The organism is Enterovibrio norvegicus DSM 15893 (genome assembly GCF_900115495.1).
GTDB lineage: Bacteria > Pseudomonadota > Gammaproteobacteria > Enterobacterales > Vibrionaceae > Enterovibrio > Enterovibrio norvegicus.
Genome location: NZ_FOWR01000005.1, coordinates 34,356 through 53,086, shown reverse-complemented (window position 1 = coordinate 53,086; position 18,731 = coordinate 34,356). Strand labels below are relative to the sequence as shown.

Here is an 18,731-nt window from a genome sequence, read left to right as displayed (position 1 = left end):
TTCACATGCATCATAAACGCGTAGGTAAAAAAAGGGAGAGGAATGAACCCAATACCGATACCAAAACCTAAACCTAAACCTAAACCAATACCAATACGATCATGGCGTCAGATATTGCTGTTTGATCCCGTTTGCCCACTAAAGCCACAGTACAGTTTGGGGTAATTCGCGATCAAATCCTCTTTCAGTTTTTTTATAAATGCACGGGCAACGGGGGATAAGCTGACATTCTTTCTATGCACCAGCATGATGTAACGGTTGATGAAAACATCGTCAATTGAGAACGACAACAAGCGTCCTTTTTTCACCTCGTCTTGAATCAAAAAATGAGAGGCGATTGCCACCCCCGTATTTAACTCAACGGCTTTCTTTACCGCCTCCATACTGCCAAGAGCAACGACCTGTTTAAAGTTTACTTTCGTGCCACTTGTTCTCTCGACGTTTTTGACGGTCGTACTCTTGCGGTTGGATGTCAGTAGCGACAGCCCATGCAACTCACTTAATGGTATCGATGTTTTCCCTTCCCACTTGGTCAACACCATCGGATGTTGCGGCGAAACAATCACCGTTAACCTATCGCGCAGCAAGGGCTCAAAGTGTAGCTTTTTATCATCCAACCCCGTTTCTGCCGGTTGTGAAACAAAGCCCAACTCACACTCACGCCCATAAGACACTTCACTGATGACATCTTTGGCATATTTAATTTGAGACTCTATATTCACGCTAGGGTACAGGAGGTGAAAATCAGACAGAGCTTGAGGAAGGATATAAGTGCCTGGTGTATTGGAACTACAGACGTTGAGTTCGCCTGTGGATAGTTTATTTAAAATGACTAACTCGTTCTTCGAATCACGAATCGCTTTTATCACGGCCTCACAGTGAGGTAACACCCGCTGTCCAGCCACCGTAAGTTTCACATCTCTCCCAACACGATCGAGCAATTGCGTTTTATAATAGTTCTCTAAATTTTTAATGCGTTGAGAGATCGTCGCCTGAGTACAAAAGCACTCTTCAGCGGCTTGTGTAAAACTGCGCAGATGGGCGATTTTCACGAAAGCCTCAAAGTTCTCTATTCTCATTTCATTCCTTGTAAAAAAACAGAAGTGACACATCAATCATGATGTCACTTCTGTTTTGAGTATAAGAGATAACCTTGCTTAGATAGTGCTTTATGACCTAAGCACGAAGCTAAGCACCGAGCTTAGCAACGACCCCTAAGTGATCCATTTGTATGCGGAAAAAATCCCGCGCCGTGAGGTTATTCAAACTGCCATGTGTCACGTACTTTTCACCGAAGTTTTCAAGCGGCAGGCTTCTCACATTCCCGCCTGCAAAAAATGTCGGCACAGGATCACCAGAATGATCCCGTCTCATGCAAGGGGTGGAATGATCGCTGGTATAGCCAACAAAACATTCATTCAAATCAATGTGTCTGAGTATATGCCCTAGCATCATATCAAGCTTAATCGCAGATGATACTTTAATCATGGGTTGGCAATCATGCCCCGCCAAATCAGGTGATTTGATGTGCAGCACGACCCAATCATAACCGCTCTTCAATTGTTCAATCGCAAGGTCTGCTTTAGCGATAAAGTCCGTATCATGGCCTGCGGTAAAACTGTCGCGGTGATACACGTCAAAGCCCGCCATTCTGGCAATTCCGAGCACAGTACGATCACCCGCGATACACGCACCACGAATACCCAGCGTTGTTGTGATCTTTGGTGCCTGTATTTCTCGCCCAATACCACGGAGCAAAATCATATTTGCAGGCGGCATACCTTGTAACGAACGTTCGGCATTGACTGGATGCAAACTCAGGACAGAAAACATTTTCTCTGTCAGTTCATTAATGGCGTCGGCTGTGTGTATCGCATCACTTTCTTCATTCAATGCAATACTCTTTTGGACGGTCTCACCTTCTTTCGCTGTACCAGGATCTGTCGTTCTCACATGTTCAGAGAGGTTCTCACCGCGCAAAACGACAGCAACACGGTGGGCACTCAGCGGACGAACAATCACCTTAGTCCCATTAGAAAGCACAATCCCATCCAGCGCCTCTGCAAGTTCATGTGTGCCCACGTTGATGCGCCCAGCTCGACGGTCAAGCACGGTGAATTCATCATCAACCGTTGCAAAGTTACCGCGAAAAGCAATGTCAGTGGGTAACAACTCGATGCCTGCACCGTATGCTTCAATAGGACCACGCCCTGTGTAAACATCATATGGGTCGTAACCAAAAATCGCTAAATGGCCTACATCCGTACCCACAGGAACGCCCGGTTGTACTGGGTGCACGTTCCCGAATAACCCCTGTTTCGCCAACGCAGTTAAGTTTGGTGTTAACGCATACTCGAGCGGGGTAAGACCGTTTAGGTCAGGTATCGGGTTATCCCCCATACCGTCAGCAATAATTAATAGGGCTTGTTTACTCATTTTTGCTCCTCAATAGGCGCTGATTCAACGGCTTCTTTTTCGTCGACAAGTACATCTCTTCGTTTCCACAGCAACGCGCCGGAAATTAGGATGACGAACGTCCAAAGCACCCATTTGATATTTGGTGCTGGACGGTATAAGCGCACTTTTGTTTCAACGTCCTGTCCAGCAGTCAGCGCGCTTCGATTCACCGTTACCACTTTCCAATCATCCAGTTTACTGATGGTGAATGTTTTCTTTTTCTTCGACCATTCCGGTGTTACAACACCATAAAGCTCGGTGCCTTTTGGCACAGAAAGCTGGGTCGAAAAATCATCAATCGTTGAGGGTGATGTATTGGTAAAGGTGTATGAAACACGCGTAACGCCAGCAGGATGGCTGTACTTGAGCTTCGCTTTCTTTTCTTTGTAGAGTTTTTTCACTTGAAACGTTTGCTGCAACGTCACCAAGCTATCACTTGACGCAAAACGGTATCGATAAGCCTCACGGCCATGAATATCGATGCGCTCAGGCATGCCAATCAATGTTCCCGACAATACTTCGTAGTTTGCTAACTCGCCCTTTTCATAAGCAGGCAAGTAAACAACACCCTCGGCATTGGTGGTCGCAGTGACGGAGGTATTAATAATGCCTTCCGAACCTGACGGTTGGATGTTCTCGTGGTATTGCTGAATGTCTCCAAATTCTTTAGCAGCAAGGGTTGGCGACAACACGATAGCGAGTGGAAATAACAGTGTAAGCACTGCGCGTGATGAAAATAACGGCTTAAACATCATGTAGCCTCCTTAAGGTGTAATGCCGAGATATGCGAACCATGTGAACGACGCGCCAAACATGAAGCACCACTTCGCCATCAAGGTTAAAACGCCATATAACAACTGGTTATTTACCGAGAAATAGCCTGTGCTGTAATACACCAAGTTTGCTTTACTGTGTGGAGGAAGCGTGATGGTATCTGCAATCGTGAATGCGGCAGGTAGCGCCAACATCAGAGGCGGAACCCCTGCACTTTCTGCAAGACCGATAAGGGTGGGAATAAGGATAATGGTCCGAACCGTTTTACTGGTGAAGACAAAATGACTGAAGCTGGATATCGCGATAACCACACCATAGAGAGTGGTGAAGTTCATGTCTTTCACACCAAGGTGGTCAAAGATACTGCCCAACGCCCATGACGCAACACCGGTTTCGCTCAATGACACACCAACGGCGTAAGCGCCGGCGGCAAACACCATCAAGTTCCAGGGTATTTTGGCCTCTTTCCAAGAAAGAATGCCGACATAAGGCATAAAGAATATCGCTGCAGAAATAACCGCAACCATCACTAAGCTAATCTGAAAACCAAACAGGTCCATGTGCCATTTATCAGTGGCCCATAAACAGATGGTGAGAATGAAGATGGACGCGGCTTTCTTTTCATTTGACGATACAGAACCCAGCTCCTGATATTGTCGATTGATTTCTTGTATCTCTTCGCCGCCTGATTTCGCCGAACCTGACGGTTTAAATAGCGTAATACCGATAAAGAATGATGCAATCAGTGTAAGGATGGCGATAGGTGCTGACGCAATGAACCATTCCCCCCACGACACTGACGAGCCGGTTAGCTCTTTCATCAAACCAATGGCAAGAATCTGAGGTGCTGTGGCTGTCACAATGGCTGACGTGGAAATATTGTTGGCTTGCAGGCCTTGAATGGCCAGCAACTTGCCAAGGTTTTTATTTCCCTTTTCAACGCTGAATGCTTTGGCAATAAGAAGAACGATTGGTAGCAACATGGCGGCACGCGCCGTTGTGGATGGCACAATAAAAGCGATGGTAAAGTTTGCAGCCATCAACGACATCAACATCGACTTCCATGTTTTACCAAAGCGAGTGATGATCGCTAGCGCAATACGTTTAGCCAATCCGCTCTTTTCCATGCCCGATGTAATGATGAAGGCTGAGATCATTAGCCAAATCACGCCGTAGCCCATGGTCCCTAACGCATTCTTCTCGGCCCACCCACCAAGAATGGATAGTAAGGCGATTGAAATCATTGAGGTCGCATAGTTGGGCAGTGATTCTGATACCCAAAGGATTAGCGCAAAGCTAAAAATACCCAGGGACATTTTACCTTCGAACGTAATGCCGTCAGGTGTTGGTATGGAATAGAAAATCATGAGTACAACCATGGCCAATGGTAGGCCGAGGTAATACATTATTTTCTCTGTTTTACTTTTGGAGCTCAGGTCTCTCACAATGCTTACCACTAGCAATCTCCTTTGCTTTTAGTCCAGTGAGTATAGTTTTCCTAGCCTTTGCCTCAGTCTATCGCTGAGCTACCAAAAGGTTATGTTTGACAGCATTCACTGTTCAATCGAAAGGATGAATACCAAGCATTGGATTATCAAATAGGTGAATGCGAACTATTAAGGCGAAATAAAAACAACCTGTTGTTTTTAATAATATAGTTAATAGTAATGATTAATGTGAGGATATGGCGTTATTGCGAGTATATCTGACAGGAAACTGATAGGAGAGTATTTTCAGAGGCAAGCATTAGCACTAAAACTTACCAGGGGTAACAGTACGCATGGCAAAAGATTTGCAGGGATAATTACTATTTTTACCGTTGTTGTGTCCAAATCACCGAGAAATGCGTGTTCACGAAGGTTCTCAACTGGATAGACGCAGCAGTAATGTCGGTACTGCTGCGCCTCAATGAAAATCAGAAAGACGGTTAACGATGGCGTATTAGGGGACAATATTCAGCCATTCACATGGACGACCAGACACCGCTACGCTTCTTGATTAAACACACTCTCAGGCTCAGCTTCCAAAGGCTTCACGGGCGCAGGTTCGGTCTCTTCTGGCGTTAGCACTTCATCAGCTTTCTTTTTCGCTTCTTCGGCTAGCTCGCCACTTTTTTCTTTGGTCTTATCCCAAATGTCTGCACTCTTTTCTTTGGTGCTTTCCCATAAGCTGTCACCGCCTTCTTGTGCGCCTTCTAACAACTCACTACTTTTCTCTTTGGTCGCATCCCATGCGCTATCACCCGCTTCTTTCGCAGATTCCCACGCTTCTGTGGCTGACTCTTTGGCTTTATCCCAGCTGGTTTGCTCTGCATGTGCTGCCCCAGACAGGCCAAACACAGGCAAACAAAATAACAAAGACAGTAAAATCGGTTTCATTTGCATCTTAATGCTCCTTCTCTCTGGTGACACCCAACTAGCCTCTTGTCAGGTGCGCCGAATACTGATGCATTTCCCTACACATTAGTCAATCTCGTTGAATGCTGCATCTCGTTCAGTGTTTAAAAGGCAGAGTTTCACAACCTTCCCCCATCTGAAAACAATCAACGCACCGAATATAGACAGAGATAACACGACTCAGCGTCACAATGACCATAACAATAAAACACCGTTCATTATCATGCAAGTGAATCACCTCTCTCTGAATGAGCACAATACATCTCAAATGAAAAACGCCATCGGAGAGATGACGTTTATACCTATGCACATAAAAATGGCACTAAGCGGGGACTAATCTGAATCAGGCACCGAGCGCTTCGCAGGACCGTCATACGTCCACAGTAAGTCTCGAGGGATTGGGCCTTTGTTTCTACCGCCCTGTTGCGTCTGCTCCCATGCGTGAGCCAGTATGCCGACGGAGCGAGACAAACAAAACAGCCCTCTCGCAAGTTCAGGTGCTACACCCAGTTCGGCGTATATGACGGCGGTAGCGCCGTCGATGTTCATGGGGATTTTCTGCCCTTTCTCCTGCTCAAGTTGCAATTCGACTTGTTGAGCTATCGCCAAAAAACGCCCTTCTACCTCACCATCCGTTTTCGCGCCTTCTACCACCGCCATTAAACGCGGTGCTCTTGGATCGACAGGATGGAAACGGTGGCCAAAACCGGGAATGAACTTACCGAACAGCTCGCGCTGTTTCTCAAGCCCTTTTTGCGTAGCAACGACAACATCCACACCGTCGTTTTGCACAATGTCATCAATCATTTGATACAAGGCCATTGCCTGTTCGCCCGCGCCACCATGCACATCGCCCAACACATTCACCGCAGACGCCATGGCATTGTTCAAACCAACGCCACAGGTTGCTGCCATGCGCGCAATCGCAATACTTGGCGCTTGTGGGCCATGATCAACGGCAGACATTAACGCGGCATCGAGCAATTTCGCTTTTTCTGGCGAAGGCAGAGAACCTTGCGTCATCAACCAAATCATTTGGGTAAAGCTGACGTTGCCAATGAGATCTTCTATCGGATACCCGTAATAGCCAATCTCCCCCGGCGTCATATCGATAATGTCTGTGCGCCACCAATCGGCAACCGCTTTTTCTGGGCCGTTAGTCGGCCGTCGAATACTCATACTGCGCCCTCTGCTCGAAACGTTTTAATGTCGTCATCGCTAAACCCGAGCTCAGAGAGAATATCAGCGCTGTGTTCACCTAATTGGGGTGGCGGCGATGCCACTTTAGGGCGTTGTCCATCCACAAGAAAACCGGTTCTGACGATATGAACATCTCTTCCTACGCCTTCGACATCATCGAATGTGCCTTCAAAGTCGCGTTGTTTTACTTGGTCTAAACTCAATGCCTGAGGCACCGACAGCACACGCCCCGCAGGCACGCCAATGGCATTCAATTTTTGCTCCCACACTTCAGCTGAATCACAGGAAAACGCATCTTCAAGAATCTCTGTCAGCACATCGCGATGTTTCAGTCTGGCTTGTCGTTCGCTAAAGCGAGGGTCAGTTTTCAGTTCAGCCCGCCCTAACAAATCACAAATGGCGTCAAACTGCTCCTGCTTGTTGGCGGCGATATTGATCAGGCCATCACCGGTATTGAACGCACCAGAGGGACTGGCCGTCACATTGTCATTGCCCATGGGTTGCGGTTCACGACCTGCGACAAGGAAATTCGATACCGCCCACCCCATGGTGGCGAGTGTTGATTCCAACATGGACACATCAATGAAGCAGCCCTTGCCCGTGTGAGCACGTCCCGCGAGCGCAGAAGAAATCGCAAATGCGGCAGTCAGGCCACCAATGGTGTCTGCAATGGGATAACCAACACGGTACGGCGCATTATCAGGCGCGCCGGTTATCGACATCACGCCCGACATGCCCTGAATAATTTGATCATAGGCAGGCAGATTGTTCATGGGGCCATCAGCACCGTAACCAGAAATGGCGCAGTAAATCAGCTTGGGATTTACCGCTTTCAACACGTCATAGTCGAGCCCCAAGCGCGCCATGACACCCGGCCGGAAGTTCTCCACTAACACATCAGCAGATTCAACCAGCTTTTTGAGCACGGCTTTGCCGTCAGGGTGTTTGAGGTTGACGGTAATGGAGCGTTTACCCGAGTTTTGCGCCAGAAAGGAAATGCCCATTTTCTCGCGGTTTAAATCCGCATCGGCACCCAATTGACGCGCAAGGTCCCCACTATGGGGGACCTCCACTTTTATCACTTCTGCACCCAAGTGCGCCAACTGATGGCAGGCGAATGGGCCTGCCAGTACGTTGGTTAAATCCAACACCCTAAAGGATGACAATGCATCGTGCATGCGCCCCCCTAGCCGTCATTACGATCGACTTGTGCTTTATTCGGCTGCAGTTTGATGCCGACCCCCATTTTGTCGAGCACACGTCGAATCAGTGGCAAGAACAACACAAATATCGAAATACACATGATGGTCAGCGTTAACGGACGATCCCACAGGAAGCTCAAGCTGCCGTCAGAGATGATCAGTGCGCGACTCAGGTTGTTTTCCATAATCCCGCCCAAAATGAAGCCGAGTAACATCGGTGCCATCGGGAAATCGAGCAGTTTAAGGAATATCGCCACCACGGTAATTAACACCATCATATTGATATCGAAAGTGTTGAAACTCACCAAGTACACACCGGTGATGGAGAAAAACAAAATCAACGGAATCAAGATGGGGCGCGGAATGGCCAACAAACGCGAAATGTACGGAATCAGTGGAAGGTTCAGGATCAACAACACTAAGTTACCGAAGTACATAGAGATGATGACCGACCAAAACACATCAGGATTATCAATAAACAAACGCGGGCCGGGCTGAATACCATAGGCAATCAACGCACCCAGCATGATCGCCGTTGTCCCCGACCCAGGAATACCCAATGTCAGCAAGGGTACAAATGAGCCTGTAGACGCCGCATTATTCGCAGACTCTGGCGCTGCCAATCCGCGCAGTGCGCCTTTACCGAATTTCTCTTTCAAACGTTTTGGTGCAAGGTTACGTTCAAGCCCATAAGCAAGGAAAGACGCAATCGTCGCACCTGCCCCCGGCAAAACACCGACGATAAAGCCGAAAATGGAAGAGCGCGCCACGGTCGGAGCCACTTCTTTCACTTCCTCTTTTGACAGTTTCATGCTGCCGAGCGCCGCCATGTCCATGTCCGCTTCTTTCTCTTTGTGCTGCCCTTTCATCACTGTGGTGACAACTTCTGCCAATGCAAACGTCGCCATCGCGAGCAATAAGAAACTGATGCCATCCACCAAATCGATATTGTTAAAGGTGAAGCGTGGCGCACCGGTAATTGCGTCTGTCCCTACGGTGGCGATCATCAAACCAAATACGGTCATTGCCATGGCTTTCAGCACTTGGCCTTTACCCGCAAACGCTGACACTGCAGTCAAACCGAGGATCATCAGTGCGAAGTAATCAGAAGACTGGAAACTGAGTGACACCGATGCCAGTGCAGGCGCCGCGAAAAGCAAAATGATTGCGCCAATCGTGCCGCCAGTGAACGACGAGTACGCTGCCAGCGCAAGGGCTTTACCTGCTTGGCGTTGCTGCGCCATTGGGTAGCCATCAAATGCGGTAACAACCGTACTTGCACAACCCGGCGCGTTGATCAGGATAGAAGACGTTGAACCACCAAATACCGCACCGTAATACACACCCGCCATCAAGATGATGCCAGACGCAGGATCAAGGCCGTAGGTAATCGGGATCATTAACGCAACCGCAGAAATAGGGCCAAGGCCCGGCAGCATGCCAATGAAGGTGCCAGCGAAACAGCCGACGACGACCATCATGAGGTTGAACGGCATTAAGGCAGTGCCTAAGCCGGTTGAGATTCCTTCCCACATCGTCTTACCCTCCTAAAACTTGTGTAAAGAAGCGACCTGGTGCGAGATAGATATCCAACAGCTTCGCAAGAATAAACCAGATGCCGACAGCAAAAGGCACGGATGCAATGAACAGCATTTTTGGACGGCGTTCACCAAGGATCCAATATCCGCCCACCAAAAACAGAATCGTCGACAACATAAAGCCCACCCACTCAAGGGCGAAAGCAAAAATCATGATCAGAACGAGAAGTTTCGCGACCAGCAGAAAATCAAGCCCGGCCACAGAGAGTTTGCTTGCAACGTCGCGACGCGCCGTTACCAACATAAGAAAACCTAGAATTCCGCCCAACCAAGATAGGAAGATGGGCAACGTTTGGGCGTTAAACGGTTCATACTCATCGCCGGGAAACATAGGGATTTCACGCGCGTAAAAACCATAGGCCACTGAAAGACAGAGAAAGACGAGACCACCGATATGGTCTTTAGTGACAACCATCTGACACTCCTTGATACAACAACAAACGAGCAAGCCCGTCAAAAATAAGAACGCCGAGTGCTTATTAGCAGCTCGGCGTGTTTTTCATGATTAACGTAGGAAGCCAAGTTCCTTCATCAAACTACCCACTTCTTGTTCTTGTCCTTCAAGGAAGGTGACGAACTCTGCACGTGGTTTGAAGATTTCAGTCCAACCGTTACGGTCACGCACTTCTACCCACTCATCGGTTGCGTACATTTTCTCAAGCGTTTGTGCGTATTCATCTGCTTGTGCATCAGAAAGGCCAGGCGCACCGAAGAAGCCACGCCAGTTAACGAAACTCGCGTCATAACCCTGCTCTTTCAGGGTTGGCACATCCGGTGCCGCAGCAGAACGCTCATCGCTGGTTACAGCTAGAATGCGTACTTCGCCAGCGTTTTTTAGCGCAAGGGCTTCACTGAAGCCAGTCGAAAGCACTTGGGTTTCGCCCGAAAGCATCCCTGCCATGGCTTTACCGCCCGCATCGTACGCCACGTATTTCACACGTTTTGGATCACCGCCTGCGGCTTTAAATGCCATCGCCGCAACGAGGTGGTCCATGCCGCCGCGAGAAGAGCCCCCAGCAACAGCAATTGATCGTGGATTCTCTTTGTAGTCTGCAACGATTTCTTTAAAGCTGGTGTATTTAGAATCTTTCGGCACAACGAACGCCGCATAGTCACCGATCGTGGCAGCAATAGGTGTTAAATCGCGAAAAGATTGGGGGAACACTTTAGAAAGAGAGCGAATGACAATAGGTGTAGAGTTCACCATCAAGGTGTTTTCTGACTGCTCAGCAACTTCAATTAAATGCGCGATCGCTTTACCGCCGCCGCCGCCAGACATGTTTTCGTAAGAGACCGTTTCCACTAAGCCAGATTTTGATAAAGCTTCACCGGTACCGCGAGCAGTGCCATCCCAGCCACCACCTGCACCACCAGGGATGAGAAAGTGTACTTCTTCTACAGCAGCCGATGCTAACCCTGCAGTCAACGCAGAGGTAAGCGCAATTGCGGCAACGAATGAACGTTTTTTGGTGAATAGATTCGAAATCATAGGTGTATATCCTCGTGTCGTTCTGTCCTTAGGACGAATTTATTTTGTTGACCTACCCCTTCAAACTATTTCTCCATACTTGTGTTGGAAAGCTTCTGTATTTAATGTTTTTTTAGTGTTTAAAAAACGTTAAGTTCATTTTGTTCATAGACGTGACCCAGTGCTGAAAAATGGGAACCTGACGACGCGCATCACGAAATAACGCGTACAGTCAGCCACACATATAAGGATGTATCAGCATATGTTGCTTTCGCTTCGCTCGTTTAAATTGAAAACCCGCATGGTGCTGATCCTCGGCATGATGGCGTTACTACAAACCGGATTGATCGGTTTTTTTGCCTTGGCATACCTCAGTCACTCCCTTGATGAACAGATTGGACAGCGCGCACTTCATGTTGCCAAGACCATCGCCTCCATTCCTGAAGTGATTGAAGCCGTCGAAAACCGCGACAGCGAATTGCTTCAACCGTTGACGATTGAACTGGCCAATATCAATGACGCACGTTTCGTTGTGATCGGAGACAGAAACGGTATTCGTCTCGCTCACCCCTCTTGGAAGCGCGTTGGGAAACCCATGTACGACGATGATGGCGACTACAACGAGCCCGCCCTTCTCTATGGCAAGCCGTATATTCAAAAAGCGACAGGAAGCTTAGGGGCGTCCGTCCGAGGCAAGGCCCCAATTTTCGATTCCAACAATGAAAACGTTGTTGGGATCATTTCCGTGGGCTTCATGCTCGACACAGTCGAAGAGATTATCGATCGATATCGAAACACGCTGTATTTGGTTATCGCATTAAGTTTTGGGTTGAGTGTGCTCACCGGGCTCTGGTTTGCCTCTCACTTTAAAAAAGCCATTTTTGGCTTAGAGCCTGAACAGATCGGGCAACTATTCCAAGAACGAAATGCCACACTGGAATCCATTCGTGAAGGGATCATTGCGGTAAACAACCAAGGCAATATCACGACCTTTAATCGCGCCGCTATTGAAACGTTGGGCCTAGATGCAAATACCCAACTCACCGGAAAACCCATTGAAGAAATCTTGCCCGATAGCCGTTTAATGAACGTGATGCTTTCTGGAAAACCCCAGTTTGATAAAGAAATATGGTTACAAGATAGGAATTTGATCGTTAACCGTCTCCCGATGCATCAAGATAATGAAATCACGGGGGTTGTATCGAGCTTCAGACGAAAAGACGAACTTGATTTGGTTAGCCGCCGTTTAACTCAAATCCAGAAATACGCGGACACATTGCGTAGCCAATCTCACGAGTATTCTAACAAGCTGCATACCATCGCGGGTCTTATTCAAATCGGTGCAACCGAAGAAGCCCTCGCGCTTATAGGGCAAGAAACATTGAGCCACCAAGCCTTGATTCAACTGCTGGTGGAAGCGGTACCCGACCCGATTCTTGCAGGCTGTTTATTAGGAAAATACAACCGTGCCAAAGAACTAGGGTTGCACCTCGATATTGACCCTGAGAGCAGTATGAAAGCGATCCCAGATCGTATTCCTCGCGAAGAGTTGGTGAGTATTCTTGGCAACTTGATTGATAACGCCCTCGAAGCAACCTTGAAGAACCAAAAATTCGAAGTAAAGCTCTCAATGACGGATTTAGGCAATGACCTTATTTTCGAAATTGAAGATCAAGGCGCAGGTGTTCCCGAAGAACAGCACGAAAACATATTCCGCAAAGGTGTTACATCGAAACAAGGTGAAGGTCATGGATTCGGCCTTCACTTAGTCACTAAATTGCTTCAAAAGCTGGGTGGCACCATTATGTTAGAACCTGGAGACAAAGCAGGAAGTCGCTTTACCGTCTATATCCCTAAAGACAGATAGCATTAAAGACAGACAGCGATAAAAATAGACAGGGATAAAGAGACAAACAGAAAGGCATATGATTGATTACGTTGTAATGCTGCCTATCGAAACCAAGGAAGAAGCCGTATTTATGAGCCAAAACATTCGCGTCGTCATTGCTGAAGATGACCATCAAATTGCAGAAATTCAAAAACGCTTTTTAGAACGTATTGACGGGTTTGAACTGGTTGGTATCGCCCATACGCTTGAAGATGCAGAAGATCTCGTGGATGTTTTTAAACCGGAGTTAATTCTGCTCGATAACCATTTCCCAAAAGGTACTGGGCTCGATCTACTAAGAAAACTGCGTGCCAACAATTGCGCCACAGATGTCATATTGATTACTGCGGCCAAAGAAGTCGATACGCTCAGGGAAGCCCTTCGCAGTGGCGTGTTTTACTACATTCTCAAACCCTTGGTATTTGAACGCCTTCAAGAAGTGCTAGCCCAATATTCAGCGCATTTAGACAAACTAAAAGCGATGGAATCCCTCGCGCAAACCGATGTCGACACCCTGCTGCCACAACGCGCAACAAACACGTCAGCACATCAACAAGAGCCACAGACGACGTCATCACATCCACGGCTGCCAAAAGGCATCGATGTCATCACCCTCGATAAAATTCGCGCCGTATTCAGCGATGCTGATGAATCATTAAACGCAGAAGAAGTGGGTACATTGATCGGCGCAAGCCGCACCACCGCACGACGCTATCTGGAATACATGGTGAGCGCGCAAGAACTGGAAGCGCAGGTGAATTACGGCAGCGTAGGTAGGCCAGAAAGACGGTATTTGGCGTTGGGACAATAGTACTTAACGACAATGAGGGCAAAAGCCCTCATTGTTAATCAAAACGATACATTACAAATGTTCAGGTATTAATTTTCTTCGTGTTTGAAAGAAACAGATAAGATATCGACCCAACTTTCGGTGCCAAAGTAATCTGACGCGGAATCTAATACTACACCATTACTCTGTTGGCTAAACACGCCTTGAGAAGGGGCATAATCAACACTTAACGGATCATTTCCATCTTTCAATTCGACATTGACTGGTGTAGAAGAAGAAATATTTTGTATTTGCGTCAATATGTTTTGCATTTGCGAACTATACGCGCTGCTCCAATCATCTAAAACAACCCCTTTATTGACTCGCAGACCAATAATACTTTCAGTAAGTGTTGAATCAACATCTTTAGTATAAAGCCAAACGCCACCAATTTTTCCCACACGAATAATAGTGGTGCCACCACCAATGACTATACCTCGCAGTTCTGTCATTCTATATACTGTGCCTGCTTCGATGTACTCAACGTAAAAATCAGCCCCATCAAACCAGTTACTCTGATAGTCTACAGATAAGCCATCAAGATTATTGCCAGCAATAAGCCGAATATCACCTTCATCGAAGGTACTATTGTTGTTGATATCAAACTCAATGGTTAAACGTGAAAAACCAATACTATCCTTAGTTTTTTCAGCAATAGATACTTCTACATCAAACCAAGATGTAACCTGAGAAGGGTCAAATCCTTGAGCAAGATACTCTGAAACAACAGGCTCCGTTGAAGAAGTATCACTAGAACCACCACATCCGATAAGAGATAATGAAAATAGTACTGAAGGAATAATTAAATATCTTTTTAGCATAATATATCACATCTCCAAAAGGCATTTAAATCAGAGCATTACTCTAAATCCACAAGTAAAGATAGAGAAGAACAACGATGAGAAGCCAAATTTAAAAGATAATGTTTCTTTAATACACAACAGAACCAATTTAATGCGATGCAAAGCAATATAACAAAAAATATTAAACCATACATTAAATAAGGAATTAAACACTTATATATTTAATTAAAATACGAGACATCAAAAAAACCAGTATTATTTTTCAATAAGTTACTGTGGCCTTACCTATAGACAATCTAAATATCAACAGTTGCAAGGTTATATTTCATTTAAACATGCGTGTTCATTTTTCATGTGATGCCACTTATATTAATAGAATAATTTATATTTAGTTATAGTGCATTAAAGCCATTTTGCTCGTATTCAACCACCAACCCCTTTAGGGTGATAGGGCTAACCTAATCACGGATACCCAACATGCCCTCAACACAAAGCGTTTCCCTGCCCTTACCTTCTGATTTTCGCTACCAAGATTTCATTGGTTTTCATCAACGCGATAAGACCGAGCTTTCGGAAAGAGTAGATGGCATGGAAATACACAAAGGTGTGTTGATGAATGCGATTCCCTGTCGTCTTTCACTCTCGCTAGGTTCAGAGATCGCAACCATGACAATCAATGCTGACGCTGATGAAAATGCATTGAGTGACAGTGAAATGACTCTACTGGCAGGCCGTATGCTTGGACTTCAGCAAGACATTGCAGGCTTCGAAAGCAAATACCAGAACCACCCTGATATCTCGCGTCTTCTTTCACATCAACATGGTTTACGTATCCCCCAAACCACCACACCGTTTGAAGCAATATCCTGGGCGATTACCGGGCAATTGATCAGCGTGGATGCTGCGATTTCCATTCGTAGACGGTTGATTGAGGCGACAGGAAAACCGCATAGCAGCGGCATTTGGTGTTTGCCGGATGAACATATTCTGGCAAACACGGATATCGACACCTATAGAGCCTGTGGATACTCAAACAGCAAAGCCACGACACTTCAACGGATTGCTAAGGCCATCGTTGCTAACGAATTAGACTTATCACCAGATAGAGACCCAACCGACATTGGGAAAGCATTACTCGCCATAAAAGGTATCGGGCCCTGGACAGTCAGCTATGTCTTGTTACGAGGTTTTGGCTATTTAGACGGTTCACTTCATGGCGATGTGGCCGTTAGACGAAACATACAGCGCTTACTTGATAGCGACGAGAAGCCGACAGAAAAAGAAGCGCAAAAATGGTTAACCGAGTTCGCCCCTTGGCGTGCTTTGGTAGCTGCGCACCTCTGGGCGATGGATAAAGACAAGGCGTATTAGCAGCACAAAAGACTGTGATTCAAGCCTGGCAGCGCCCATGCGTTTCATAGCAATCTGCATTTATAACCATCTCATGTGTTGAAAAATCAGACGACTCGACGTGAAAACGAGCAATCAACCCCCGAAAGCCTTGTTCAGTAAGGCATTAGGGACGTGCTTGCTGTATGCTCCGCGGCTCTCGTAACGTGATCTGTGACGCATTTATGCACTATAAAAACATGCTGGGGTATCGATACCCTAAAGGTCCGTTTGCCATGATCAGCGTATACACCTTCACGGGTGCTGCTGTAATCACGTCGACGGTTTTTTCATTGCTGCTTTTCCTTTCGATAGACGACAGTCCACTCATGAAAGGGCTTTTCGGCACGCTGGCTATCATTTTTGAAGCGGGCAAGTTTTACGCTTGGTATGAGTTTGGTGAACGCCGCGCGCACAAGAACTACACCGGCGCGATCACTTCTTTGATTTTCTATTTGGTGCTTGCAGCAATCTCTATTGGGGGTAGCGTTGGCGGCATCAACAGTGCAACCAATAAAGCACAGAGCGTTATCGCCATAGAACAATCGAAAGTCCTTGCCTATGACCGTCAGATTGAATCTATCGAAAAACAGATTCAGCTGAATAATCTGGCGGCCGAAAAATACATCGAGATGGAACGTATCGCGACAGGCGTTACGCGTATTCAAAAACAAAATAACCAATTACGTGAACAACAAATTCGATTGGCAGCAGAACGTGATGCCCTTCCGCCTGTGGCTCAGGGTTCCGCGATTGGCTTGATCAACAGTTTGGCTGATGCGTTCAACGTTTCAACGCAAATTGCACAGCTTGGTTTGGTAGTATTCCTCTCTATTTTGCTTGATTTGTTTGCGGCATTTTTTGTTGGCGTGATCGGCGAAGAACTGCGCTTCCGTCGATTCTATGAACATTTCGGCGAGATTGCGCTAACACCTCACGCCATGGCTATGCCTGTCGGCTTTATCGAGCACAAGCCCGAACAAGACGTGGTGTATAGTCAACGTCATCAAGAAAGCGAAGAAACAACGCCGCCACTGACTTTGGCAGAAAACGTTGAGAAGTCGGTACGTGATGGTGTCATTACCTGTTCGAAGAAAGCAGTAGCAAAACATTTCATGCTGGCTGCGGATGAGGTGGATGCCCTGTTTGAACAAATGATGGAAGCTGGCGTAATGGCGAAGAAAGCGAATCATCACTATTACCTCGCACCATCGGTTCAGGCTTAAACCGCTCCCTCTTAGAGATACGCAACCCTCAGAAAGCGAAAAGCGCCTATCCAGGCGCTTTTTTTGTATCAATGATTTTGTGAGGATTAACCCTCTTAACCGCTTAGTTGCTTAGTTGCTTAGTTAGACAACTCTAGTTACTTGCCGTTGATGTCACAGGGTTAACTGACGACGCCGGTGTCAGATTAGTGTCAGGAAGACCACCCGCTTTTTTGTCTAAAAACGGGTTCAATGCTTCCGGCTTTATCGTATTGATGATCGATTTCAAGTCGCCAATTAAGCTTTCGTTATTTTCGTTAGCCATCTCAAGCGCCGTCACTTGTGCAGTAAGCACTTGGTTTTTTGATTGCTTTGAAGACAAGTCCGCATTGACGGCATCTAACCTCGCAACAAGCGCCGCCAGTTGAGGATCAGCATTTGCGTCAGCAGCAGCCGATTCGAGATTGGCTTTTTCGTTGAGTTGAGCCACTTTATCAGCAAGGACATCCGCTTGGCGCTGCATTGGCGTATTTCGTAAATCGAGATCATCTAACGTTTGTGCGATCACATGTAACCGGTTTTCGAGCTCCAAGATGAGCGGTTCAAACTTGTCGTCGTCAACATTTTTAAACTTCTTCACCTCTTGCCCGATATGCTTGAGGTGCGCAATTTCAAATTGCACGTCTTCAACGGCAACGCCAATGGCTTTTGCGTCTCTTGGGTTCAGGTTGACCACAGCTTGGGCCTGTTCAAGTGCGGCACTCGTTTTTGTGTAGCTAATCGGCGCAACAGTTTTGAACCCTTGCTTACGCAATGTGGCGATCTCAGTTTGCAGCGGTGCAATGTTGCGTTTCATCGCAACCAAGGCTTCCAGTTGCTTGGCTTTTTGAAGAAATTCAGCCTGTTTAACTTGCGCATCATCAATCTCGTTGTCTTCGACATAGCTGTAGAGTTTGTAGTAATCCCTCTCAACACTGCGGAATTTTGTGGCGTAAACAGATTTTGCGTCTATCTCATTGAGGTACGCCATTTCAGCGATAGAATCCGCTAGCAAAGAGTCCGCGGTCTTTTTCAACCCCTGCAACTTATCGTATTGAACAGAGACTGTTGCAAGGTATCCATTAAACTTGTCAGCATACGTGCCTGATGAAAAGACAGAGTAGCTCTCCATTGTCTTTGCTGGGTTTGATGCAAACTCATCATAAACATCGACGGCATCATCCCACGCATCAAAAAGTGTATTCACGGTGCCTTTGCTATAGATAACAAGCGTCTTGCTTTCAGCCACTTTTTCCAACCATGTCGAATAATCCGATTTGGCTTTTTCGTAGACTTGAAGTGTGTTTTGATTTTCTTGCATGGCAGGTTTGTTAGTGTCACTGACTGCTTGGCGAGGTTCTGAGGTTGACTGGCAAGCGCTCAAGCTTGCAATGATCAACACAGCCAGCGCAGGTCTGTTAAATCGGTTCATAAAGCTAGCCCCTTCATCATGTTCTTATTTTAATGTCTTTAATCGTCTTTT

16 protein-coding genes are annotated in these 18,731 nt (G+C 46.7%); 4 read left to right on the top strand and 12 right to left on the bottom strand.

The features are described from left to right. Nucleotides 1-107 precede the first annotated feature (107 nt). The 10 genes from BM082_RS04330 to BM082_RS04280 form a co-directional block, all read right to left on the bottom strand. Complete coding sequence (locus BM082_RS04330; RefSeq protein ID WP_074925432.1) at nt 108-1,079, bottom strand: LysR family transcriptional regulator; 972 nt, start codon at nt 1,077-1,079, stop codon at nt 108-110. Nucleotides 1,080-1,188: 109 nt separating this feature from the next. Beyond that, complete coding sequence (gene apgM / locus BM082_RS04325) at nt 1,189-2,436, bottom strand: 2,3-bisphosphoglycerate-independent phosphoglycerate mutase (RefSeq protein ID WP_074925429.1); 1,248 nt, start codon at nt 2,434-2,436, stop codon at nt 1,189-1,191. Further along, nucleotides 2,433-3,212, bottom strand: a complete 780-nt coding sequence (locus BM082_RS04320) for a hypothetical protein (protein WP_074925426.1) — start codon at nt 3,210-3,212, stop codon at nt 2,433-2,435. Before BM082_RS04320 ends, apgM begins: the two co-directional genes overlap by 4 nt. A 9-nt stretch (nt 3,213-3,221) precedes the next feature. Then, on the bottom strand, nt 3,222-4,637 hold the full coding sequence (locus BM082_RS04315; RefSeq protein ID WP_241810405.1) for an SLC13 family permease: 1,416 nt from the start codon (nt 4,635-4,637) through the stop codon (nt 3,222-3,224). Between the two features lie 579 nt (nt 4,638-5,216). Continuing rightward, nucleotides 5,217-5,615, bottom strand: coding sequence for a hypothetical protein (locus BM082_RS04310; protein ID WP_017013712.1), 399 nt, complete (start codon nt 5,613-5,615; stop codon nt 5,217-5,219). A 345-nt stretch (nt 5,616-5,960) separates the two neighbouring features. After that, nucleotides 5,961-6,806, bottom strand: coding sequence for a citryl-CoA lyase (locus tag BM082_RS04300; RefSeq protein ID WP_017010952.1), 846 nt, complete (start codon nt 6,804-6,806; stop codon nt 5,961-5,963). Continuing rightward, entirely contained in the window at nt 6,803-8,005 is a 1,203-nt protein-coding gene (locus tag BM082_RS04295) for a CaiB/BaiF CoA transferase family protein (RefSeq protein WP_017010951.1), read from the bottom strand. The genes BM082_RS04300 and BM082_RS04295 overlap by 4 nt, the downstream gene beginning before the upstream one ends. 8 nt (nt 8,006-8,013) lie before the next feature. Beyond that, on the bottom strand, nt 8,014-9,564 hold the full coding sequence (locus BM082_RS04290) for a tripartite tricarboxylate transporter permease (RefSeq protein ID WP_017010950.1): 1,551 nt from the start codon (nt 9,562-9,564) through the stop codon (nt 8,014-8,016). A gap of 4 nt (nt 9,565-9,568) precedes the next feature. Further along, complete coding sequence (locus tag BM082_RS04285; RefSeq protein WP_017013715.1) at nt 9,569-10,042, bottom strand: tripartite tricarboxylate transporter TctB family protein; 474 nt, start codon at nt 10,040-10,042, stop codon at nt 9,569-9,571. 90 nt (nt 10,043-10,132) lie between these two features. Beyond that, nucleotides 10,133-11,116 carry a tripartite tricarboxylate transporter substrate binding protein gene (locus BM082_RS04280; RefSeq protein ID WP_017010948.1) on the bottom strand — a complete coding sequence of 328 codons (984 nt, stop codon included), beginning with the start codon at nt 11,114-11,116 and terminating at the stop codon, nt 10,133-10,135. Nucleotides 11,117-11,357: 241 nt separating this feature from the next. Between BM082_RS04280 and BM082_RS04275 the strand changes: the two genes are divergently transcribed. Further along, nucleotides 11,358-12,962, top strand: coding sequence for an ATP-binding protein (locus BM082_RS04275; RefSeq protein WP_017010947.1), 1,605 nt, complete (start codon nt 11,358-11,360; stop codon nt 12,960-12,962). Between the two features lie 112 nt (nt 12,963-13,074). Beyond that, on the top strand, nt 13,075-13,794 hold the full coding sequence (locus BM082_RS04270) for a response regulator (RefSeq protein WP_026024653.1): 720 nt from the start codon (nt 13,075-13,077) through the stop codon (nt 13,792-13,794). A gap of 68 nt (nt 13,795-13,862) precedes the next feature. Here the strand turns inward: BM082_RS04270 and BM082_RS04265 are convergent, their stop codons facing one another. After that, nucleotides 13,863-14,633 carry a hypothetical protein gene (locus BM082_RS04265; RefSeq protein WP_017010945.1) on the bottom strand — a complete coding sequence of 257 codons (771 nt, stop codon included), beginning with the start codon at nt 14,631-14,633 and terminating at the stop codon, nt 13,863-13,865. Nucleotides 14,634-15,092: 459 nt separating this feature from the next. Between BM082_RS04265 and BM082_RS04260 the strand changes: the two genes are divergently transcribed. Both BM082_RS04260 and BM082_RS04255 read left to right on the top strand, forming a co-directional pair. After that, the gene (locus tag BM082_RS04260) at nt 15,093-15,986 is read left to right on the top strand and encodes a DNA-3-methyladenine glycosylase family protein (RefSeq protein WP_017013717.1); all 894 of its coding nucleotides are present in this window, start codon (nt 15,093-15,095) and stop codon (nt 15,984-15,986) included. 203 nt (nt 15,987-16,189) lie between these two features. Further along, the gene (locus BM082_RS04255; protein WP_026025190.1) at nt 16,190-17,230 is read left to right on the top strand and encodes a hypothetical protein; all 1,041 of its coding nucleotides are present in this window, start codon (nt 16,190-16,192) and stop codon (nt 17,228-17,230) included. Between the two features lie 133 nt (nt 17,231-17,363). On the opposite strand, the gene BM082_RS04250 is transcribed toward BM082_RS04255, so the two are convergent. Next, nucleotides 17,364-18,680, bottom strand: coding sequence for a hypothetical protein (locus tag BM082_RS04250; protein ID WP_074925423.1), 1,317 nt, complete (start codon nt 18,678-18,680; stop codon nt 17,364-17,366). Nucleotides 18,681-18,731: the final 51 nt, after the last annotated feature.